Genomic DNA, 21905 nt, shown 5'->3' on the forward strand with positions numbered 1-21905 from the left:
GAATCAGGTTGGAACAGATTGGTGGGGGATTATGGAAAGAGCGAGGTCATTGCCATGCCCATTGCAAGCCAATGGCAAGCTGACCAAACGATCATTGGACTCATAGAAGCCAACCCCGATAGTTTACTCGATCGGGCAGCAAATGTCCGAATCACGACAGCAGCGTAGAACAGATTGTCATCCCGGCGACCAGCAGGTCTGTCAGCACCCTGCTGAGGCCCCGAAAACGCGCTCCCCACGTTCAAATCCGCCTGCCTGATCCGCACCCGATTTCAGCTCTGGCAGGGCTTTGGCGTGGCGGGCACCCACTCCCCGTAGTCATTCCCCCTACACAATCTGGTCCCATCCGCTATGGTTTGGACTTGTCGTGGCCGACTCATCCGGCAATGGTTCGGTCTACAGAAAATCCCCTCTGCGTTCTGACGCCACCCATTTGCCCCTGAGAGATCTCATGTCATCATCAGAAGCCTCCTATGAATCGCAACTGGCTGATGCGATTGACCAGCGTGATCCATTGGTAATCCGTCAACTGATTGAACAAGGCGAGTTCGTATTGCTGACTGCCAAGGCTGGCGCAGAAGATGCCGCAGAGGCTGACAGCGAAGACGACATCGACAACATCTTTTGTGTCAACGTGGACGACATGGACCTGATGGTGACCTTCACCAATGATGAAGCCGTCAAGGACTTTGTCATGGAGATGCAGGACATGTACGAAGACAGCGAAGACATCGAAGGCTATGTATTGGAAGGCCCTGCGCTGCTCGCTTACACGCCGCCTGAAATGGGCATCCTGATCAATCCAGAAAGCGACCGCAACATGGCAATCGACGCAGAACTGTTTGCTCTCGTCCAGAGCGCCGAAGCTTAATCTGCTATTCTGGTGGCTGCGCTACACATTCCAACTGCAGCCTTAGTCACCAGCTAAATGACCGACGACTCTGAAGCCATCAATCCGTACCGGCCCAGCGAATCCATCGAAACGGCGCCACTGGCTGGAATGGGAGCCGAGATTCCAAAGCTGACGTTTCGCGGCACCATCCGCACGTCGGACCAGCGGCTCTCGATGATCAAGCCTGGCATCCGCAAAGACCTCACGGATGCTAAGAGCAGCACGATGGGCGTCTTGGTGATGTTGACGGCGCTGTTTTTTCTAACGGACGGCGCGCAGGCGGCAATCGATCGCCCCCTCCCCGTTGGCTGTTCCATCCTCGCTCTTCTGGCCGTGCAGGCCTACAGATTCTTTACGGCAAAGCGGCGCTTGACCAAGCGACTGAATCTGGCGCATGACAACGAATCAACCATCGAAGGCTGGATGGATACGGAGACGTTTTACATCAGCATTGATGATGGATTGGCCGTCGGTACTCATCCGATGAAGCAACTGGTGGGCTCGGCGTGCGACGATTTCTTGTGGTCGTTGTGCTTTTTCCCCAGCTACCTGCTTTGGCAAACGATCCCGATCAATGCGTTTGAAACGCCAACCTTGGCAAGGCAACTGGCCCGCCAAGTACAACAGCAGCGGCCACCGACTCATCCGCAGCTGAACGTCACACCAGAAGATCTGACGCCAGTCTTTCCAACCTTGCGTCAAGCCGATTCCGATGCCTTGATGTTTGGTGGGATGATCCACGTCAGCGACATTCGCTTGCTAGAAAATGGAAAACGCTTCCTCCGCAGAGTTAGCCGACAAGTTTATGCGGATCTGCTACCGATGGTTGTCTTCATGATTGCTGCCATCGTGATCACTGACTTTAGCGAGATCGCGATCATGGTCAGCGTGATCGCCATCGCCACGGTCGTGCTACTGATTGCCTGGCGTACCTTTCGGACCAAACGCAGCAACGGTGGACTGGGACTTGCTCTGTTCGATACTCAAGGCTGGATAGATCAGCAAGGAGTCGCCTTCGGCAACGCGCGTTCGCAGGGAATGTTCCGCTGGGACTACTGGAGCGGCTATGAAATCCAACCTGACGCAGCAAGCATTTACCGCCAGGATCCACTGGACCTAGGCCAACTGTTTGCCCGCCGTCAATTCGCCTGTGATGCCGATTGGGAACGCGCTTGCCAACTGATCCGCGACAACCTCTCGCAGCCTGATTCAACCGGCGGTAATCGAAACACCCAAGAACCAGCCGCCCACAGCCAACCATAACGGGACCAAGATGATCCCAGCGATCGATGTCCATAAGACGACGCGAAGAGCAACATCGATATCGCGTTTGTAAAGCTTTGTCAGCACAATCGGAAACACCGCCGCCGGCATCGCCGCTTGCAACAGCACGACAACCTTGATGGTTGTGGTTTGCAACAGGAACGCGCCGGCTGTGAGCATCAGTGCGGGCATCAAAATCTGCCGAAAACCAATCGCGACCAGAATCACTTTGGGACGTCCCCACCACTGTCGGTCACGTAAAAAGTCGACAATGATCGCGCCACTCAATAGCAACCCCAGTGGAATCGCACATTCGCCCAACGCATCAATCGCGGCCAGAATCGGTGCCGGCAACGTCAGCCCCGTTGCCAGAAAGACCAATGAAAACACCACCGCCCACAGCGGAGCACTCTTGGCAACCTGCCGCCAACCATCGCGACCAGAACCGCTGATGATCGCGATTCCAATGCTCCACAAGGCCAAGTCCACCCCCACGTTGTGCAGAATCAAATCCAATACCGCTTCGGGATAGAACTGGGTTGCCAACGGTAACGGGATGTAACCATAGTTGGCGATCCCGGCACACAAGGCGAAGGAGCGCTGCGAACTGTCGCTCACCAAGCCTAGCTTCGGCCCCAGCAATTTGGCAAACAGCAACGCCAACAGAAATCCGCCGCCGGTACACAGAAACCCAACGATCGGCGGGACCCACGCCGTAGCGATCTCATGATTGCTCTCAGGGCTTAACAGCTTGCTGATAAAGTAAGCCGGCAGCATGACCTTGGCCGTCAGATTGGCCAGCGTCTGGTCCGCTTCGGTAGAAAGCCATTTCGTATGACGGCAAAGCGCACCGATCCCCATGACGAGAAAAACGCCAAGAACAGATGCGACGATGGGCCAAAAGCTTTCCATTTGCACAACATAGGCAAGCAGCCGAAAACACCAAAGCGCTGCTGATCGAACCAGCGAACAACGGGGGATCATCGGTCCCTAACCAAGACTCACGGGCGCTCAATCGGTAGTGTTTCCATCCGTGCAAGCACGCTCCCTACGAGCACGCAACCTACCGGGCTAAGGCCCCCTGGGCGCCTCGAGTGTTAAGATTTCGCCAACTCTTTGCCAAGACATGGTTTATCGACTGGACAGATTCCCGGGCGATGGAGTCTGTTTAGCGGCGACAAATCCGCGCGGTTGTCGAGACAAAATGCGACCGCCCAGCAAACCCAACACTCACTCTTGCCTGCTCATCAGTAGATCTCATTCATGGACATTGCCTTCTTGTTGCAACTCTGCGGCATCCCCTTGGCCGCCGTCATCAGTCTCTTGTCAATCGGCTTAACGACGACGGCTTTGTTGCTGACGTTTCGCTTTCGGCACCGTGAACTACTCGGTTCCCTGACGGGACTTTGCCTGCTGCCCTTTCTTGCCGGTATTTGCAGCAGTCTCTTGCAAATGCTATTTTGGACCCGTCAGATTCAACTCGATAGCGAAGGCGAATTGCTGCCCGGCTTTGTCCTGATGGCGTGCCTGATTCCAATGTTATTTGGCGCGGCCGGCTCTGCGATCCCGGCGACCGTGACACTCTGCTGCCGCTGGATGTTAGACTGGAAAGCCAGCGGTTTGCAGCTGATTCCCGAACGGCCTGAACCCGAACTGGATGACGAACGGAGCGAACAAGAGCGTCACGAAGCGTGGGTTGAAGAAGAGACCGACGAGTACCTAGCACAGGTGCTGCGCGCCCGCTAATGACCAGCGACAAACCTTCGCCCGCAACGGCTTGACCACTAGCCCTCATCAGGAGACGGCCATGATCGTAAGCTCCATTCAAGTTGGCCAAGTGCGAACCGAAGGCGACCCTCAGGCAAGCGATCCAAACCAGAAACAGTGGACAAGCGCCTTTCGGAAAAGCCCTGTCAACGGCCCCGTCATGGCTGGGCAAACGGGACTCTCCGGTGACTCGGTTGCCAATGAGCAACACCATGGCGGCATCGACAAAGCGGTGCTGGCATACGCTGCCAGCCACTATGGGCATTGGCGAACGGAAGTGCCTGAACTGGGCGCGCACCCCGAATTTGGCCCCGGTGGTTTTGCCGAAAACCTAACCGTTGACGGCGCCGACGAATCCAATGTTTGCATCGGTGATCGCTATCGCTCAGGCGAATGCCTGTTCGAAGTCAGCCAGCCTCGCCAACCGTGCTGGAAGATCGGCAGACGCTGGCAGCTAAGCCGTTTGACCAAGCAAGTCGCCAAAACGGGACGCACCGGCTGGTACTGTCGGGTGATCGAGACTGGACGAATTGCCGCCGGAGACCGTTGGGCATTGGTAGAACGCCTCTCTCCGCAGTGGACCATTGCCGCCTGCAACGAGGTCCTGTTCGCGAAAACCAAAGATGCCGAGCTTGTTGAACAGCTCAAGGCCCTGCCGGAACTGGCAGCGGAGTGGAAAGAGTCACTGTAATTTGCCAGTCAATTGCAGGCAAGAACAAGCGGCTCACTTACGTCGTCGACGACGACGACCGGTAGCAATCAAGCAACCCAAACCACCGAGCAACGCCAACGCCGTCGAAGGCTCAGGAACCGCCACGGCGGTGAGTGTCAGTGTGCGAGTTGTAATCAGATTATCAATTGCCCCGGTAGAGAGCTGCTGATCGAAATTGGACCCCGGATTGCGATCGCGAATCGAAAAGATTCGCTGCTGACCGGGAAGAGCGGGACCGGCTAGATCCACCGTCCCCAAGACGAACTCGTACTGAGAGTCGGAGAGTTTCGTGACCGCCTCGTAATCGCCTGGAAAATTCACTGCCATCAAAGCAGGCACACTGGACGCCGGCTCTTGGAAAAAACCGTCCGTGACGTTAGCATCCGTGATCCAATTCAAGTCGTCCGCAATCAAGTTAAACGCGAATCCCTGAATGCCGCCCGCCATTAATGAGGTCTCATTCACCGGGTCACCAATCGTCTCTCGAACGACAACTTGAACGTCATCCAATGTCGTGTTTGGATTAACACTGAAGTTTCCATCGATCGATTCGAAAGCACCAACGCGATAGTAAACGTCGTAGACAATCTCTGCAGAGGCATCGCCAACAAAAAGAATAAGCAACAGGAGTGAAAGAAGCTTTTTCATGTGACTAAGTTGGGGAAAACGAACGAAACACAACAGTTAATTCGGTGCGTTAACTACGGGAGGCGAAAAACGTCGGAGCGAAATGGTTATTCAAGTCACTAAAGTTGATGACGCCATCTCCTTCCGCATCAAGAGAAGGCAAGAAATTTGCGTCTCCATCTGACGAGAAGAAGTTTGGTGCAAAGTAGTCATTCAAGTCTGGGAAATTTAAAACACCATCGCCGGTGGCATCACCATACAACCGGAAGAAGTCATCGTTGTCTGGGGCGGCTGCCAACTGGCCGCCAAACACAAAGTCCTCCAGCATCAGGAACCCAGCATTGTCGACCTTGCTGGCAACCACTGTCAAGCGATAGTTGCCGTCGGCCAACGAATTGCTCAGTGCTCCCGCACCATCGCGATCGACCACCGAGGCTCCGCTGTCGAATGTCAACACAGCGACCGTCTTGCCATCAACGACCGACGAATCGACCGCCACATTCGCGACCGCCGTGCTTGAGTCGATATTCTCAATCTCAAACGAACCGGTGGCCAGCGTGACCTCTGTACTAAAGGTAACCGTTAGCGAGGTGATTTGCGAGCGAGAAACGCCGCCGTCATTGATTTGGACAGATTCCACCACCGGGCGCGGTGCCAATGAGGTGCTAGCAGACACCTCGTTGTTCGTCAGATTCGAATCCGTATTGCCAGCATCCACGGTCCCGGTCGCCAGCACCGTCGTCGAACCTGTGGCCCCCGGCACAACGGTGGACAGCGTCGTGTAAATGACTTGATCACCAGGCCGCAGGTCGAAAGTCTCGTCGACATTCCCAACGCCGGCACTCTGCTCGATGCCTTGTCCCAGCACGACGAAGGCCGATCCCGCAGCCGCATCGGTGTCCACCGTCGCTAAAAAGGCACCGAAGATCACATCATCAAACCCATCGTCGTTGATGTCACCGGCCGATGCAGTGGCTTCGAAAAACAGTTCACTCAATCCAGCCCCCTCCACTTTGAACCCGTTGCTGCCATTCAAGGCAGTCAGCTCAAACAAAGCTGGCAAACCGCTGGCCTGCCCGAAGACCACGTACCCGCCGCCGGCAAACTGATCGGTGCCGACCGAGGTGGCCGCAGAAGTCAATAACAGATCCGCCAAGCCATCGCCGTTGAAATCTCCTCCACCGGCGGTTCGCAGAGGCGATGGTGTGTCACCCAAATTCGGTGTCACTGCAAATCCATTGCTTCCATCAAGTAAGTCCAGATCAAAGCCACCGGAATCGTTATCAAAGCCAAACACCACATAGGCTCTGGCACCACCGACTCCGACCGTGTCGGCTGCTTCAGCCAACAAGAGGTCTGGACGACCATCATCATTGAAGTCGCCGATGCCGGCAGCGTCACTGCCGAGTCGTTGATTGGCTCGTAGTCCTTCAATCTCAAAGCCATCCAGGGCAGGCAAGGCTCCGATGTCAATCGATGTCGCCAGAGAGCCATCGCCATAAACCACATAGGCCTTTCCAAGGCCCGAAGCGGCGCCGGGAGCTGTGACCAGCAAGTCTCCGACCGTGTCACCATCAAAGTCGCCCAGCCAGCGAACCGTCGCCCCGAAGTCGTCGCCAGCTTGATCGCCAGCAATCGTCACTCCATTGGTGCCATTGAGCGAGCCAACGGCGAGCGATGCCGAGAACGTGGTCGATTTCCCATAGACCACATAAGCCGCGCCCTGTGTCCCAACCCCCGATGCACCGACGATCAAATCACTGATCGCGTCCCCGTTAACGTCACCGCTGGCGACACTGATTCCAAACTGGTCACCATTGCTTGCCCCATCAAGACGAAACCCATCGCTGCCGTCCAGGCCCGTCACGTCAATCGAGGCCGACAAACTGTTGCTGCCAAACAAAACATAGGCAGCACCTGGCGATTCAGCCGAGCCTGATGCACCAACGATCAGATCAGCGACACCATCGTTGTTCACATCCCCAGCCGAAGCAACCGAGAACAAAGAACCTGCGGCACCGACGTTGGTCAAACGAATCCCATTGGTTCCGTTAATCATGTCCTCAGCCATCGCGGGATCAAATCCCGACGCTGAACCATAGACGACAATCACTTCGTCAGCACTGACCGTTGTGACCGCAAAGTCATCCATCCCATCGGCGTTCAAATCACCGATTCCAGCCACAGCGCGTCCCAGCCCTTGACCCAGCGCAGTGCCCTGCAGCACAAAACCATTGTCACCATCCAAACTGGACGTTGGGACGCGATCGGATTGAAAGGGAATAAACTGTCGCTGCCAGGCGGTGTTTTCAACTTTAGCGTCAAACTGGACCTGCAATCGCGTGTGATCAGAAAGGCCCGGCCCGGCGTTGGTGAACGCAACATCCGACGCCAACGGTTCACCATCGGTGAGCGGTCCGGTGGGCTGATTGCTAATGACTGCCGAGACATCGACGGATGCACCCGCTTCGGCTAACACCTCTTCGCCCTCGGCCTGCATCGAAAACGCTAAACAGATCTCAGCACCTTGCTGATTCGTTGTTAACGCACCAAAACTGGCTTCTTGAGCTGTGGGGAAGCCGAGATCAGCGGCCAATAAATGACGCGACTCAAGCCGTTCAAAAAGATTGCGACGCGCGATTGCAGAATGACGCAACCGGCGCACCTGGGCGCGGCGCGTTGCTTTTGAAGGCAACGTCATGGTGAAAACTCAAAGCAGAGAGGGTGGGGCGGCGCAGCATAGACAAGTTGTTTCGGTTGTGCGCCAGAGGCTAGATGCTGACGATAACCCACTGCGAAGCCTGTGTCAAACCAACCGGTGGTCATCCACTACAAACCACAGCCGGCATCCGTCTGCAGATCCAAAACCACTCCCCTCTACAGAACAGAATCAGTTTGCGGCTCGGTGCAAGAACTGCATCTAAGCCAAAATGGGGTCCACCACTTCACCATGAACGTCCGTCAGTCGGAAATGCCTTCCCTGATACCGGTAGGTAAGCCGCTCATGGTCAATGCCCAGCAAGTGCATGATGGTGGCCTGGAAGTCGTGAACGGTGACACCGTTCTCCGCCACGCCGAATCCAAACGCGTCACTCTGCCCATAAGTCGTGCCCGGCTTGATTCCACCGCCTGCCATCCAAATCGTGAACACGTACGGATGGTGATCACGGCCCCAAGTTTTGGTGGCTTCAATCGCACCTTGCAAGAAAGGTGTGCGGCCAAATTCACCGCCCCAGATCACCAAGGTATCTTCCAATAAACCTCGCTGCTCCAAATCCTTGATCAAGGCAGCCGATGGAGCATCAGTGTCGCGACACTGAATCTTCAATTGCGAGTTCAGGTTTCGGTGCTGGTCCCAGCCAGCATGCATCAATTGAATGAACCGAGTCCCTCGTTCTGCGAGACGTCGGGCGATCAAACAGTTGTACGCGAACGAGCCTTTGCGGTGCACATCGGGACCATACATGTTTAACGTGGCCTCCGTTTCAGTGGACAGGTCCGTCAATTCGGGGACACTGGATTGCATCCGATAGGCCATCTCGTACTGCTGAATCCGCGTTTGGATTTCGGGATCACCCACGACGTCCAATTGTCGCTGATTGAGTTCAGCAAGATCGTCCAGCATGCCTCGCCGCAGATCCCGAGACAGGCCTGGTGGATCGGAAAGGTATAAGACCGGATCGCCACTGCCGCGGAATTTGACACCTTGATGAACTGTGGGCAAAAAGCCACTGCCCCAGTAATAGTCATAAAAGATTTGGCCACAAGACGCTTCCTTGTCGCGCGAAGTCATGGCTACAAAACGCGGCAGGTCTTCGCTCTCACTGCCCAAACCATAACTCAGCCAAGCGCCCAGACTCGGTCGGCCCGGACGCTCATCGCCCGTCATAAAGTACGTGATCGCGGGCGCATGATTGACTTGCGTGGTGTGCATTGACTTGATGAAGCACAGTTTGTCCGCGATCTTGGCAGTTTCAGGCAAGAAACTGCTCACCGTCGCACCGCTTTCGCCATGCTGCGCAAACTGAGTGATCTCTTTCAGACAGGGACGTTTTGTCTGACCGCCCGTCATGGTGCTAAACCGAGCACCACCGACCACGCTATCAGGGATTTGCTGGCCGTGCATCTTGCCAAGCATCGGTTTGTGATCAAACAGGTCCACGTGCGACGGCGCCCCGTTTTGCAACAGATAAATGACCCGCTTGGCTTTGGGAGCAAAGTGCGGCAACTCAGGCAATCCACCGAGACGCGTTCGATCTTGTGCAACTGACTCGCCGCCAAACAAGGTGCTCAGCGCGGCCAGTCCAACACCGGTCCCCGTGCGGCCAAACAATTGACGACGTGTCTGCAAAACATGTGGCTGTATCATTTTCATTCTTTACCCAGCATGACCCAACATGCCATCTACAATCCAATCTAACAGTGTCTGTTTTCGGCGCTAGCCGCCGGCCTGACTCAATCGTTAACGATACAAAAACCGTGACCAACGCCAAAACGGCTGAGTTGCATCCTGCCCACCGGACTGCCATCCCTCTGCAACAACTTCGATCAATTCCGAGTCAATGTTTCATCCAAGTTCAATAACGTCAGGCACACCACCGTGTAGGCGGCGTGCTGAGCGGCATCGAGTTCTTCATTCCGCTGTGACGCCCCCACAGACAACAAGGCCACTGCGTCCTCAGGCGACGCGTTGAACTGCTTTTCGGCGGCAGCGATGCGCCGCTGAAGCAACTGCAACTCCTCACCCGATGGTGCTCGGGACGTCGCCAGTTGGAACGCATAACTCAGTCGCGTTTCGACTTCAGAATGTTGCTGCATGACCCGCTGTGCCATTTGCCGAGCGGATTCGACAAACGTCGTTTCGTTCATTGTCACCAAAGCATGCAGCGGGGTGTTGGTGCGCGTCGGTTTGACTTCGCAGGTCTGTCGCTTGGGACCATCGAAAAACATCGTCGGCCCGACGATGCGCCGCCAAAACAGATACAGGCTCCGCCGATAAAGCTTGTCTCCCGAATCGGGCGAATAGCGAATCTTGCCAAACGTTGCTTCGGCCCAAATACCCTGCGGTTGGTAAGACTTCACTGACGGGCCGCCCAAATCAGCATTGATCAAACCACTGACCGCCAAGGCTTGATCACGCAGCATCCAGGACGGCCAGCGATAGCGTGGCGACCGCGAATAAAACGTATTCTGTGGATCAAGCGCTTGCGTCGCGGCGACGACTTTCGCGGATTGGCGATAGGTCGCGCTGGTCACAATATGGCGATGCAGTTGTTTGACGTTCCAACCACTGTTCATGAATTCAGTGGCCAACCAGTCCAGCAATTGCGGATGCGTTGGACGCTGACCCTGGCTACCAAAGTCCTCCGTTGAAGCCACGATGCCTTTGCCGAAGAATGTCTGCCAATAGCGATTCACTGTCACCCGCGCCGTCAAGGGATGATCTTTACGGACAAGCCACTTCGCCAAGTCCAGTCGGCTTGCGGCAGCGCCGTCAGGCAGATCCATTTCCGGCAAAAAGGATGGTGTCGCAGATTGAACCGTCACCTCAGTCGGCTTGTCGTATCCGCCACGTTCAAGAATTTTGGTTTGACGCCGTTTGCCCTCAGCCAAATCATCCATCACCATCACCGTGACTTGCTGCGAATTGACCTGATTGATTTGTTTCTGCAACGCCTCACGTTGCTTGTCCAATGCCGCCCACTGGTCCCAATGCTGCTGGCGATAGTGATCTTGAAGCTGTAGCTTTTCCGCAGCACTGCGTTTGCCGGGATCTTTGCTCAAAACCTTGACCAACTCTCCGGACAATCCCAACAGCGACTCTTGGCCTTTACGAAAGAAGAAGCCCCCGATGCCACCGGTGTTGACAATTTTGATCAACAGATGACTTTCACCTTTGGGGATGGTTAGCTTGACGTTTTCCTGATCGGCAGCGGCAGCCCGAGAGGCATGATTCGACAACACTTGCTGGCCGTTGAAAAACACCTTGATCGCATCATCACTGCCAAAGAACAACTGCACCGCGGTCTGCTCGTCTGCCGTAAGCGTGCGATAAAAATAGGTGGCTCCCACGGTCGCGGGCAACTCCAACACCTTTCCATCTTGTTGCTTGTCTTGCTTGCTCCACTTCAGCTTGCCAATGGCTGACTCCAGGTCAAAGCGAGTCTCTCGGCCCCAAGCCTCCGGCCCCAAATCTTGATCGTAAGCGAGCTTGCCTTCGGCGGGAATCGTGCCAAGCTTCCACCAGGGGCCAAGCTGAATCGGCTTGCCTTTGGCACCCAACTGATCGCGCCGTTCAGTTGCCCAGACTTGCTGTGCTTGATCCAGCGCCGCAAGGGGCTGCCGCAACTTGGCTTGCACGGCGTTCAGCTGAACTTGCAAGGCGTCTCGCTGAACACGGTTAGCAGCTGACAGGTAGTTGAAGACCGGCGCCGTTTTACCTCGGCCGCTGCGACCGTTTTCAGAGGTATGATTGAAGAAGTCATACAGCTGATAGTATTCCTTCTGACTGATCGGATCGTACTTGTGATCATGACAACGACTGCAGGTCATGGTCAAACCAAGCCAAACCGTGCTGGTGGTTTCCGTTCGGTCAAAAACATTCTCAACGCGTGTCTCTTCGGCGATCCGTCCGCCTTCACCGTTGAACATGTGATTGCGATTAAAACCACTGGCCAGAATTTGTTCTTGGGTTGCATTTGGCAACAGATCACCCGCCAGCATTTCGATGGTGAACTGATCAAAGGGCTGATTATCATTCAACGCGTTGATCAACCAGTCTCGCCAAGGCCACATGGTTCGGGTTGGATCTCCTTGAAACCCATCGGTGTCTGCATAGCGAGCCGCATCAAGCCAATCCCACGCCATCCTCTGGCCATAGCTTGGCGAATCCAACAGGCGATCCACCAGCTGTTGGTACGCTTCGTCGCTGGGATTGGCAACAAAGGCCTTGACCTGTTCAGGGGTCGGTGGCAGCCCCGTCAAATCCATGGTCACACGTCGAATCAGCGCTGCAGGTTCCGCTTCGGCGTTGGGCTGCAAACCGTGCTGTTGCATGCGTTTGAAAATGAACTGATCAATCGGATGACGAGCCCAATCCGAATTGACTTGCGGCGGTTTCACCGCAGCGACAGGCTCAAACGCCCAATGCTCTGACCAGTTGGCCCCCTGCTTGACCCAATCTGCAAGCAACTGTTTCTGATCCGCACTCAGATCGCGTTTCGCGTCCGGAGGTGGCATCACCAAATCCGGATCATCACTATTGATTCGCTCCATCGCTTCGCTGGCGGAAACATCACCGGGAACAATCGCCGCGTAACCACCCAAGTCCTCGCGCCCGCCCTCTTGGGTGTCCAATCGCAAACCAGCTTCGCGAGTCGCCTCATCGGGACCGTGACAATGAAAACAGTGATTGGACAACAGCGGCCGAATCTGAGTATCAAAGTCGACCGTGTCAGCCCGGCCAGTTGAGACCCAGCCAACGAGCAGACCGCTGCCCAGAACCAAAGTTAGAAACAGCCGAGACCAGCGCCGCTGCACATCCAAACAGATTGCATTGCGGTGCAGAACAGAATGAGCAGACAAAACAGCCACCGGTGCCAACAAAGGAGGGAAGGGGTGCGGGCAACACAAAGGAGAGAACTCTATTGTAGCTCAAAGTAAACTTCCAGTCAGCTGCGGGCAGCACGGCAGCAGCGGGTGGAAACGCCCGCTTCCGCGACTTCGCAATCCGAATCTGCAATCCGAAAGACCTAGCTGATGCACTGCGGCCTTGACCTGCGTTGGCGATGCCAGTCATCGCCTGAATCAATCTAGCCCGTCGGTAACGAAGCTGATTCGATTTCAATCACGGCCTCAGGAACAGCCACTGGACTTGGCACCTGCAACGCATCTCCCCAAACCCAGGGCAGCACGCCCCAGACGAACAGCGAAACCAGCAAAATTGAGATCACATTCAAAACGAAACCCGTCTTTGCCATTTCCGCGATGGTCAATTGCCCCGAGCCGAACACCACCGCATTGGGCGGAGTCGCCACCGGTAACATGAACGCACAAGAGGCTGCAATCGTGGCAGCCACCATCAGCGGCAACGGCTCGGCGCCGATCGACAAAGCCAACGCGGCTAACACTGGCAAGAACATCGTGGTTGTCGCCACGTTACTGGTGACTTCGGTTAGGAAGTTGACCACTGCAACCAACAAGACAATCCACAACAGCAGCGAGGAAATGTGCAAGACCGTGAACTGATCACCAAGCCACTGTGCGAGCCCAGTGACCTGAACACCCTTTGCCAGCGCTAATCCGCCACCAAACAATAACACGATGCCCCAGGGAAGTTCACGCGTGTCCTGCCAACGCATCAAGACCTCCGGATTGCCTTGGTCATCTTTGCCTGCTGGAATCAGAAACAGCACAATCGCTGCCCCGATGGCGATCATCGTGTCGTCAACTCCCGAGAGTACCGGCAAGAAACTCTGCAACACCGATCGGAACATCCAGCAGACTGCCGTGACCGAGAAAACGATCAAGACCTTGCGTTCCTGCGAGGACATCTTCCCGAGCTGCTGGACTTGATCCTGAATCGTCTGGCTTGACACCTGCGACGCATCATCACCCAACCGAAACCGCAGATGCGTCAGATAATACCAACACAATAGCAGCAGGATCACTGAAATCGGTGCCGCAAAGATCATCCACTGAGCGAAGCCAATCTCAATCCCGTACTTGTCCGTCACCATTCCGGCAAGCACCAAGTTAGGCGGGGTACCAATCAGTGTTGCAACGCCACCGATCGAAGCACTGTAGGCAATGCCCAGCATCAAGGCTTTGCCGAACACACTTGTCGGTGGTCCAGATTCACCGCCAGCACCTGAGCCCGCCCCCTGTTTTGACTCACCGCCAGTCAGTTGTGCGACAATCGCCATCCCAATGGGCAGCATCATTACCGATGTCGCTGTATTGGAAATCCACATGGAAAGAAAAGCGGTCGCGATCATGAACCCCAGGATCACGCGTTGGGGACTGGCGCCGATGACGCGAATCAAATTCAACGCGATGCGGCGATGCAACCCCCAGCGTTCAATGGCCAGGGCCAGGATGAAGCCACCGATATACAAAAAAATGTACTTGTGACCATAACTGGAGGTGGTGTCACCAATCTCCAAGGCTCCACACAAGGGAAAGGCAATGATGGGCACCAACGAAGTGACCGCAATCGGCACGACCTCCGTTGTCCACCACAGCGCCATCCACAAAGCAACCCCCAGCACGGCGGCCGCCAGCGTCGACAAAGGCTGCTGCTGGGCCGCAGCCTCCACTCCCTGCTGAACTGCAACTCCCTCCTGAACTTCAGCGCCACCAAACTGCCACAACAGCAGAAAGACCACCGGCCCCGCCAAACCAACCAGCAACTTGAACCACTTATCCATCGCCTTTACCAACCGTTGAGCACACTTCGGGTGCCATTCGCTTTTTATCTCGACGCATCAACAGGTGGCTGTCAAACCAAAGGCCGGACGGCAATCCCGTTGCCACACGCACGGGGACACCAAACGCCCCCAACAAGCATTTACTGCACGCGATCCCAGCAAGCATTCCCTGCTAGCCAGTGCGGTGATCACCGGTTGCGAAACCCTGGCAGATCAGCAAGATTAGCGATCGGTAACCTGTTACCCTCTTGCACTGTTTCCCTCCAGGGAGTCTTACCGCTTTGTCTGATTTTGAAACCAACCTCCAACTGCGAGGCATTGTACCTCCTTTGGTCACTCCATTGTTGGCGCGTGACACATTGGACATTGACGGTTTAGAACGCCTGTTAAACCATGTCATCGAAGGTGGCGTGGCGGGCGTGTTTCTGCTGGGAACCACAGGGGAGGCTCCCAGTTTGGGTTATCGCCTGCGACGCGAGTTGATCCAACACAGCGTGCGCATCGTCGCTGGCCGCGTGCCCGTGCTGGTTGGCGTCACTGATACTGCGTTTGTCGAATCAGTGTTCTTGGCAGAGTTTGCCGCAGACTGCGGTGCCGATGCGGCGGTCCTGACAACGCCGTATTACTTTCCCGCTGGACAAACCGAACTGACGGCTTACGTGCGAAACATTGCACCGCTGATCCCCCTGCCTTTGATGCTCTACAACATGCCCGGGCTGACCAAGGTCTGGTTTGAAATTGAGACGCTCAAAAGGCTGAGCGATCTGGAGCAAGTCATTGGCGTCAAAGACAGCAGCGGGGATCTGGATTATTTCCGCTCGCTCTGTGAACTCAAATCTGAGCGCCCCGACTGGTCCGTCTTGATTGGCCCCGAGGCCTTGCTTCCCGAAGCCATGCAAGCCGGTGGAGATGGCGGGGTCAGCGGTGGAGCGAACGTGATGCCCGAAACATTTGTCGCTCTCTTCAATGCGATTGCAAGCCAGGATCAGACCGCGATCGAGCAACACTTGTCAAAAGTCAAAAAATTCCAAGCGATCTACGACGTTGGCAAGTACGCCTCTCGCCACATCAAAGCGACGAAGTCCGCCTTATCGCTCATCGGGATCTGCAAGGACCTTCCTGCCGACCCCTTCAATCGCTTTTTAAAGCCCCAGCGCGATCAGGTTGCCGAGATCCTGCGATCGATCGGCATTCACTGCAAGTAGCCTAGCCCTCGCCGCGCTGGACGATGCTTGGACGAGGTCGATGCTTGGTTGATGCTTGGTTGATGCTTGGTTGATGCTTGGTTGATGCTTGGTTGATGCTTGGTTGATGCTTGGTTGATGCTGTCGCGACTCGCAGGCTGAAGGCTGTCGCCCAGAAAGAAGTCCTTCGCGCCATCACCAACCCAGACGACTGCACCACAACACCGGCCTGCGTGAGAGCAACGTGAATCGATACCGCTGTCCCACTTTCTATCCGCGTGCATCCTGACGATCAGCATTGGCCCTGGCCAGGATTCGCTGCCACCACGACTGGTTGTTCAAGTACCAATCCACCGTCTGACGAAGAGCTTCCGGCCAGGCCGATCGACGGGGCTCCCAACCGAATTCCTCCTTCATCTTGGTGCCCGAGATGGCGTAGCGACGATCGTGCCCCAATCGATCGGCAACCAATTCGATGCGTTGCTTGGGCAGGTCCATGAGATCTAAGATCGCATGTGTGAGCTCAAGATTGCTGCGCTCGTTATCTCCGCCGACGTTGTATACCTCCCCAGCACGGCCCTGCTCTAGGACCAACAAGATCGCTTCGCAGTGATCGATCACGTGAATCCAATCGCGAACGTTTTTGCCGTCTCCATACAGCGGCACGTTCATCCCCTGAGCCAAGCGAGTGACGAAACAGGGAATCACCTTTTCAGGAAACTGATACGGCCCAAAGTTGTTTGAACACCGCGTCGTCACAACATCCAGACCAAACGTCTGACGAAAAGCCCGCACCAACAGATCCGAAGAGGCCTTCGAAGCCGCGTAAGGACTGTTAGGGCTAAGCGAGAAGTGTTCCGAAAACTTGACCTCGGGCTGATCCAAGGGCAGCGAGCCATAAACTTCATCGGTGCTGACATGAAGCATGCGTCGACCGCCACATGCTTTGACAGCGTCCAGCAACACCTGGGTGCCCAACACGTTGGTCTGGATAAACGCAGAAGCATCGTCAATGGAACGATCGACATGACTCTCCGCTGCAAAGTGCACCACACAATCGGTGCTGGAAACCAACTCAGTAACCAAACCGCGATCGCAGATGCTGCCATGGACGAAGCGATAACGTGGATCGCTTTCAACGTCGCTCAGGTTATCGAGATTGCCGGAATAGGTGAGCAGATCCAAGTTAACGATGGAATCCTCAGGGCGTTGCTCCAACACGTGATGAATGAAATTGGATCCAATGAACCCCGCGCCGCCTGTTACCAGTAATTTTTTGCTCATCCATTCAGATCCTGTGCGTGCCGCAATTGCCTGGGAAAGAAAAACCGGACAGGAATGTAAGGGCACAGTGGCAACGGGCGATGAACGCCCCATCCGGAACCCCATTGTACCCGGTGACTCAACTGCACTCAGGCCAGAGCAGGCCAGAGCAGAACAGAGCAGGGCAGGGCAGGGCAAGGCAAGGAGAGCATAGCGCAGTGAGAAACCAGCTGCCCTGACACCTGCGACGCCCAACCGGACGCCGCCAGCAGAAACACGCCCCACTGCGTCGACAAGAAACAAACGTCCGTCGCTTAAAGCGAGCAAGTCACAGAACGACCTCGCAGGTGCAACGGGCTTCTGCGTCCCGGTTTACTGTCGCTCCTTCGCAACGGGTGCTTCACCGGCAGCTAAGTGCTGCTGCCCCCTCCGAGGCCAAGAACTGATGCACCCTCGATCACAGAGCAGAGGATCGAAGGAACACTCAGCGCCCGCTGAGTTCTTGGCCTGTAGTGTTTCTGGCCTGTAGTGTTTTGATCTTCCGCGCCACGCTAACGATTGATACCGAACGCACGGCCAGAACGGCCGATCGAAACCGGGCCGCGAATGCTTGCACCCAATCCAGGAAAGCAGGGTCAATTGGAGTCACTTTCTGGCCATCGGGGCGGTGAAAGCGAGAGCACCTTAGAAACGAAGAAACCCCGCAAAACACTGAGTTTTACGGGGTTTCCGGAAGTGGGCGATACAGAATTCGAATCTGTGACCTCTACGATGTCAACGTAGCGCTCTAACCAACTGAGCTAATCGCCCGATTTAAGGGTGGCGAGGTCAGGGGCTGACATGTAACCGAACCTTCCTACTCGCTGAGGGGCGATAGTTTGGTTGACCTCCGTGGAATCGTCAAGGCGTGCGGGAAGTTTTCTTCCTAGGCTGGGAATCCTTTGGCAGGTGTCGCAACTCCCTTGCGGAATCCGCTGGCGTCGCTGCCGCTCACGGTGAGGAAAGGGGCTAATCTTTCACTGGTCTGGCCGCCCAAACCGACCGACGTCAGCACAGTCACCCTGACCGTTAACGGTCAGCCGACCGGTGATTCTACCCTCCACAGGATAGGAATTTCCCGCCTGATTGTGCCAAGCGGCTTTTTGTGCGATCCGTGGACCCAACCGCCGAACTCGGCCGATAACAGAAACGTTGCACTGCCCACTCCATTGACTGAATGCCGCGTGGGGCAAGCAGCGTCGCACCGATTTCAAGCACAAATCAGATCAGAGACTTGTGCAGACTGTACAAACCGTGGCCGCGTGACGCCTCCTGGATCGTCACTCCGCCTCCTTCAAATTCACACGCTGACCCATGTCCTTCTATCGCAACCGCTACTTCCTGTTTGGCTTATTGCTGATCCTGCTGGGACTGCAATTCCGACGCGTGGAATCGTTTGTCCTGAGTGAACCCGCCACTCGAATGGCCGCCAAAATCACCAAAACTCCGATCCCCGGAGAAGATGATGTGATTGTGCAATCACTCGATCCAGCAATCACCAAACGAGTCACACCACCCCGCTGGCTGGGCAGCTGCATGATCGCGGTCGGAAGCATTGTCACCTTGCACGCCTTGGCGATCCCCAAACATGGCGGCTAAACAAACTGGGCGGCTAAACAAACTGGGCGGCTCATCCAAATGAGTGAGGGCTGAACACACCACTGCGGACCGCTCTGCACCGACCCCTCCTATGCCCCCTCGTGCGACCCCAACACAACGCCCAGGCTGATGATTCCAGCCTGGGCTTTTCAATTGGCCCCGCGTCTTTATTGGCCCCGCGTCGCCTCACAGCGCGTGCTCTCAGCGGGCTGATTCGCTCAACTCTGGACTCTCCATCGAACGCCGACTCCGGGCGTTTACCAGCAAGCACTCAGGACAGTGCCCCTGCCTGACAACCTTCAGTGCCCCTGTCTGACGACCTTCAGTCGCGTCGATGCACGAAAACCTCACTAAACAGGAACTAGGGGACTCTGGGCACCGCTAGTGGAGAACTGATTTGCTAGCAACCTTCAAACTGGGTAAGCTCCAACTGCGGTCATCCTCACGGGGCATTTGTAAATGGCTTGATCCGCTTTCTGGCTCGCACTGGATGCTGCGGCTCCTGCCTTACCTCCAACCACCACGTCAACATGCACCGGGACGACAAAACCGACGATTTCGTCAGTTATCGAACGGAAGCCAATCGAATCACAGCGACCCCGAACCTGAGCCTCCTGGCACAGCCGTCGGAATCGGAGGCTTTTTCAAAGAGTGTTGACCGAGCGCTGTCCGATTGGCTTTCCGGCGGGCTCGCCGATGCCAATTCCTCCGATGCCAGCGTGATTGAGCCTTCCAGCGGGGTGCTAGAAATCGACCTTCACCTGGTCTCTCGCATCAACAGCATGGGCTTGAACAGCCTGATCTCCGTCCAGACCCTCGCCAGACACGCGGGCGTGCGTCTGGAATTGAGCGGCGTGTGTACAGAAGTTCGCGAAGTCTTTCGCATCACGCGTCTGGAACGAATGTTTGAAATCGTCCCCAGTGACGTCAACGCCGGGCTGCAACCGGCCTGATTGCCAACCAGCGCTGAGCTGGGAATGCAACTTCCGGTGACTTCAATCACGCTGTGCTTCTCATCACGACAGTGTTTCTTAACAACACAGCGATCCACCGAACGCAGTGACCGGTGCACACAATCCGGCCCAGCAATCCGGCCCCTCCATTCTGGCGACACCACTCAAATCGCCGCCGCTGCTGAGAGCCTGTTTCACGGCGTCCAAGAAACTGGTATCTTATAGGCCTGTTTCCGTCGCTTGATTCCCCTGGCAGACTGCGTGGGTTAGCTCCCATCGTAGAAGACGCGGCCATCTCCATCGACGAACTTCATCACCTCTCTCACTTACCGTCACGGTCGATGGCATGACATCGGACGCAGAAGTCTGGAAACTGCAGCAAGAGATCCCTAGCGATCCGAGCATCGGTAGTGGATTGATTCAGCCTCTGCTTGAGGCGATGACGCAATTTGAATGGGAAGATCTCGATCTCTTTCGCGTGCAACTTGCCTACGAAGAGGCGATCACCAACGCGATTCGCCACGGCAATCAACTCTCAGCCGACAAGACGGTTCAAGTTGGCATGCACGTCGATGGTGAACGGTTGGAAATTGAGATCGTTGACCAAGGTCCTGGCTTTGATCTGAGCAAAGTTCCGGACCCCCGCGACGAAGATCGTTTGGAATGCCCTGGCGGACGCGGCGTGCTACTGATCCACTCGGTGATGAATCAGGTGCACTACAGCGACCGAGGCAACAAAGTGCGGATGATCAAGATCAAAGGCCAACGCTGCAAAGCGGACGACGCCTAAATCTGCCAAGCGAAATCTGCTAGGCAGTTGTCGGCTCAAGTCCATTCATGGTTGTGGTTCCACTGCTGAAGCGATCAAGCGACAAGCCGGTTTGCTGCAGGATGGAAACATAGAGATTCGCCAGCGGATAATTCTTGGTCTTACTGAATGCCAAGTGCTGCCCGTGACGGAATCCACCGCCACCGATCAAGACTGGCATGTTACGGTTATCGTGACTCGATGCGTTGCCAAGATTACTGGTCAGCAGCACGCTCGTATGATCCAGCAGTGATCCATTGGGCTCATCAACGCCGCCGAGGTCACGCAGGAAGTCACCGTACGTGCCCACGATCTGCTCTTCGATCAACGACAACTGTTCCATCTTGTCTTCGTTGCGACCGTGGTGGCTGAGCGTGTGATAGCCTTCTTGAACGCCTTCAATTGGAACCCGTGGATTGCCTCCAGGCACGTGCAAGGTGATGAACCGCGTAGAATCGGTTTGCAGGGCGAGCTTCATGACCTGCATCATCATTGCTTGCCGACCGATCAAGTCATTCCCACCCGGCTGAACGGGCATCTTCATGTCGACCTTGGGCTTTGGCAACTTGGCCCATTGCTGGTTAGACGCCATGAACCGTTCCAGCTCTCGCACACTGGTAAAGAACTCATCCAAGCGATTTCGGTCGCCTGCGCCAAGTTGCTGCTGCAACCGCTTCGCATCCTGACCCACGACATCCATGATGCTGCGGCCTTCACTGATGCGACGAGCTTGCTGGGCTTGTTCGGTGGGCGACTGATCAACGAACAAACTGGTGAACAGTTTGGCTGGCGAACTCTCCGCCGAGATCATCGACCCGGTGTCGGTGTAGGACGGACTTTGCGATCCCGATAAACTGAGCACTAGCGCAGGGAACCGAGTCTCACGGCCGAGTTGCTTGGCCAACAATTGATCCAGCGAAACGGTGTTCTTGGCGCTGCCGCTGTTGCCGATCGGAGTCGCGGTCAAAATGCTGGCTTCGGCACGGTGTCCGTTGGTGACCTCAGGGTGACTGGAGCCACTGATGATGGTGTAGTCATCACGAATATCTTCTAGGGACTTCAAGTAGCGAGACGACTCATAGCCACGCCCCTCCTGCTCGGGATTCAGATTGCCAGACAACAATCCCAGCCCCAGAGTCATGGCCACAAAACGGCGCGGGTTGGCTTGTTTTTCGGCCACCTGATCGGCGTTGGCCTGGCCTGCTGGCTGCATTGCAGAAAGCCATGGCAGTGCCATCGCAACGCCCGAACCACGCAGCAAGGATCGTCTTCGCATGGCTGAACCCACCACCGCGGCGGCCTTGTTGGGCATGCTGGTCTGTGGGCCTTTATTTGAAGCTGGCTGATTCGTCTTAGTCATCTTGAAAGGC

The 21905-nt window shown here is 55.7% G+C and carries 17 protein-coding genes and 1 tRNA gene; 8 read left to right on the forward strand and 10 right to left on the reverse strand.

All coding sequences use genetic code 11. The features are described 5' to 3' along the window. Positions 1 to 451: 451 nt before the first annotated feature. Both SV7mr_RS20235 and SV7mr_RS20240 read left to right on the forward strand, forming a co-directional pair. On the forward strand, positions 452 to 871 hold the full coding sequence (locus tag SV7mr_RS20235) for an SseB family protein (RefSeq protein WP_145276116.1): 420 nt from the start codon (positions 452 to 454) through the stop codon (positions 869 to 871). A gap of 57 nt (positions 872 to 928) precedes the next feature. Further along, the gene (locus SV7mr_RS20240; RefSeq protein ID WP_145276119.1) at positions 929 to 2155 is read left to right on the forward strand and encodes a hypothetical protein; all 1227 of its coding nucleotides are present in this window, start codon (positions 929 to 931) and stop codon (positions 2153 to 2155) included. On the opposite strand, the gene SV7mr_RS20245 is transcribed toward SV7mr_RS20240, so the two are convergent. Further along, complete coding sequence (locus SV7mr_RS20245; protein WP_145276121.1) at positions 2102 to 3139, reverse strand: AEC family transporter; 1038 nt, start codon at positions 3137 to 3139, stop codon at positions 2102 to 2104. The two genes, SV7mr_RS20240 and SV7mr_RS20245, sit on opposite strands and share 54 nt — an antisense overlap. Before the next feature lie 279 nt (positions 3140 to 3418). Between SV7mr_RS20245 and SV7mr_RS20250 the strand changes: the two genes are divergently transcribed. Both SV7mr_RS20250 and SV7mr_RS20255 read left to right on the forward strand, forming a co-directional pair. Next, a complete protein-coding gene (locus SV7mr_RS20250) occupies positions 3419 to 3901 on the forward strand; it encodes a hypothetical protein (protein WP_145276123.1) in 483 nt (160 codons plus the stop codon). Between the two features lie 61 nt (positions 3902 to 3962). Beyond that, on the forward strand, positions 3963 to 4613 hold the full coding sequence (locus SV7mr_RS20255) for an MOSC domain-containing protein (protein ID WP_145276125.1): 651 nt from the start codon (positions 3963 to 3965) through the stop codon (positions 4611 to 4613). Positions 4614 to 4646: 33 nt separating this feature from the next. Here SV7mr_RS20255 and SV7mr_RS20260 read toward each other — a convergent pair whose 3' ends face one another. From SV7mr_RS20260 to SV7mr_RS20280, 5 genes are all read right to left on the reverse strand, one after another. Then, positions 4647 to 5282: a PEP-CTERM sorting domain-containing protein gene (locus tag SV7mr_RS20260; protein WP_145276127.1), complete on the reverse strand. Its 636-nt coding sequence runs from the start codon at positions 5280 to 5282 to the stop codon at positions 4647 to 4649. Between the two features lie 49 nt (positions 5283 to 5331). After that, a complete protein-coding gene (locus tag SV7mr_RS20265) occupies positions 5332 to 7962 on the reverse strand; it encodes an integrin alpha (RefSeq protein WP_145276130.1) in 2631 nt (876 codons plus the stop codon). 219 nt (positions 7963 to 8181) lie between these two features. Further along, positions 8182 to 9630: a DUF1501 domain-containing protein gene (locus SV7mr_RS20270; protein ID WP_419187674.1), complete on the reverse strand. Its 1449-nt coding sequence runs from the start codon at positions 9628 to 9630 to the stop codon at positions 8182 to 8184. A gap of 179 nt (positions 9631 to 9809) precedes the next feature. After that, complete coding sequence (locus tag SV7mr_RS20275) at positions 9810 to 12854, reverse strand: PSD1 and planctomycete cytochrome C domain-containing protein (RefSeq protein WP_419187675.1); 3045 nt, start codon at positions 12852 to 12854, stop codon at positions 9810 to 9812. A gap of 218 nt (positions 12855 to 13072) precedes the next feature. Beyond that, entirely contained in the window at positions 13073 to 14689 is a 1617-nt protein-coding gene (locus SV7mr_RS20280; RefSeq protein WP_145276136.1) for an SLC13 family permease, read from the reverse strand. 281 nt (positions 14690 to 14970) lie between these two features. On the opposite strand from SV7mr_RS20280, the gene SV7mr_RS20285 reads away from it, so the two are divergent. After that, positions 14971 to 15894: a dihydrodipicolinate synthase family protein gene (locus SV7mr_RS20285; RefSeq protein ID WP_145276137.1), complete on the forward strand. Its 924-nt coding sequence runs from the start codon at positions 14971 to 14973 to the stop codon at positions 15892 to 15894. On the opposite strand, the gene SV7mr_RS20290 is transcribed toward SV7mr_RS20285, so the two are convergent. The 3 genes from SV7mr_RS20290 to SV7mr_RS20300 all read right to left on the reverse strand — a co-directional run bounded on the left by SV7mr_RS20290 (position 15882) and on the right by SV7mr_RS20300 (position 17946). Then, positions 15882 to 16157, reverse strand: coding sequence for a hypothetical protein (locus tag SV7mr_RS20290; RefSeq protein ID WP_145276140.1), 276 nt, complete (start codon positions 16155 to 16157; stop codon positions 15882 to 15884). The genes SV7mr_RS20285 and SV7mr_RS20290 overlap by 13 nt on opposite strands. Beyond that, the gene (gene rfbB, locus SV7mr_RS20295; RefSeq protein WP_145276142.1) at positions 16144 to 17157 is read right to left on the reverse strand and encodes a dTDP-glucose 4,6-dehydratase; all 1014 of its coding nucleotides are present in this window, start codon (positions 17155 to 17157) and stop codon (positions 16144 to 16146) included. Before rfbB ends, SV7mr_RS20290 begins: the two co-directional genes overlap by 14 nt. Before the next feature lie 715 nt (positions 17158 to 17872). After that, positions 17873 to 17946: transfer RNA gene (locus tag SV7mr_RS20300), tRNA-Val, on the reverse strand. Between the two features lie 543 nt (positions 17947 to 18489). On the opposite strand from SV7mr_RS20300, the gene SV7mr_RS20305 reads away from it, so the two are divergent. The 3 genes from SV7mr_RS20305 to SV7mr_RS20315 all read left to right on the forward strand — a co-directional run bounded on the left by SV7mr_RS20305 (position 18490) and on the right by SV7mr_RS20315 (position 20517). Then, positions 18490 to 18774, forward strand: coding sequence for a hypothetical protein (locus tag SV7mr_RS20305; RefSeq protein WP_145276144.1), 285 nt, complete (start codon positions 18490 to 18492; stop codon positions 18772 to 18774). 530 nt (positions 18775 to 19304) lie between these two features. Beyond that, the gene (locus tag SV7mr_RS20310) at positions 19305 to 19727 is read left to right on the forward strand and encodes an STAS domain-containing protein (RefSeq protein ID WP_145276146.1); all 423 of its coding nucleotides are present in this window, start codon (positions 19305 to 19307) and stop codon (positions 19725 to 19727) included. Between the two features lie 346 nt (positions 19728 to 20073). Then, the gene (locus SV7mr_RS20315; protein WP_145276148.1) at positions 20074 to 20517 is read left to right on the forward strand and encodes an ATP-binding protein; all 444 of its coding nucleotides are present in this window, start codon (positions 20074 to 20076) and stop codon (positions 20515 to 20517) included. 19 nt (positions 20518 to 20536) lie between these two features. Here the strand turns inward: SV7mr_RS20315 and SV7mr_RS20320 are convergent, their stop codons facing one another. Then, complete coding sequence (locus tag SV7mr_RS20320) at positions 20537 to 21847, reverse strand: DUF1552 domain-containing protein (RefSeq protein WP_145278772.1); 1311 nt, start codon at positions 21845 to 21847, stop codon at positions 20537 to 20539. Positions 21848 to 21905: the final 58 nt, after the last annotated feature.

This window comes from Stieleria bergensis (assembly GCA_007745635.1).
In the GTDB taxonomy this organism is placed as follows: Bacteria; Planctomycetota; Planctomycetia; order Pirellulales; family Pirellulaceae; genus Stieleria; species Stieleria bergensis.

Excerpts from the sequence above, each read along its gene's own strand:
- SV7mr_RS20280 (WP_145276136.1), bottom strand. The coding sequence starts at position 14,689 with ATGGATAAGTGGTTCAAGTTGCTGGTTGGTTTGGCGGGGCCGGTGGTC.
- rfbB (WP_145276142.1), bottom strand. The coding sequence starts at position 17,157 with ATGAGCAAAAAATTACTGGTAACAGGCGGCGCGGGGTTCATTGGATCC.
- SV7mr_RS20260 (WP_145276127.1), bottom strand. The coding sequence starts at position 5,282 with ATGAAAAAGCTTCTTTCACTCCTGTTGCTTATTCTTTTTGTTGGCGAT.
- SV7mr_RS20240 (WP_145276119.1), top strand. The coding sequence starts at position 929 with ATGACCGACGACTCTGAAGCCATCAATCCGTACCGGCCCAGCGAATCC.
- SV7mr_RS20245 (WP_145276121.1), bottom strand. The coding sequence starts at position 3,139 with ATGATCCCCCGTTGTTCGCTGGTTCGATCAGCAGCGCTTTGGTGTTTT.
- SV7mr_RS20265 (WP_145276130.1), bottom strand. The coding sequence starts at position 7,962 with ATGACGTTGCCTTCAAAAGCAACGCGCCGCGCCCAGGTGCGCCGGTTG.
- SV7mr_RS20305 (WP_145276144.1), top strand. The coding sequence starts at position 18,490 with ATGTCCTTCTATCGCAACCGCTACTTCCTGTTTGGCTTATTGCTGATC.
- SV7mr_RS20270 (WP_419187674.1), bottom strand. The coding sequence starts at position 9,630 with ATGATACAGCCACATGTTTTGCAGACACGTCGTCAATTGTTTGGCCGC.
- SV7mr_RS20235 (WP_145276116.1), top strand. The coding sequence starts at position 452 with ATGTCATCATCAGAAGCCTCCTATGAATCGCAACTGGCTGATGCGATT.
- SV7mr_RS20315 (WP_145276148.1), top strand. The coding sequence starts at position 20,074 with ATGACATCGGACGCAGAAGTCTGGAAACTGCAGCAAGAGATCCCTAGC.
- SV7mr_RS20290 (WP_145276140.1), bottom strand. The coding sequence starts at position 16,157 with ATGCACGCGGATAGAAAGTGGGACAGCGGTATCGATTCACGTTGCTCT.
- SV7mr_RS20320 (WP_145278772.1), bottom strand. The coding sequence starts at position 21,847 with ATGCCCAACAAGGCCGCCGCGGTGGTGGGTTCAGCCATGCGAAGACGA.
- SV7mr_RS20310 (WP_145276146.1), top strand. The coding sequence starts at position 19,305 with ATGCACCGGGACGACAAAACCGACGATTTCGTCAGTTATCGAACGGAA.
- SV7mr_RS20255 (WP_145276125.1), top strand. The coding sequence starts at position 3,963 with ATGATCGTAAGCTCCATTCAAGTTGGCCAAGTGCGAACCGAAGGCGAC.
- SV7mr_RS20250 (WP_145276123.1), top strand. The coding sequence starts at position 3,419 with ATGGACATTGCCTTCTTGTTGCAACTCTGCGGCATCCCCTTGGCCGCC.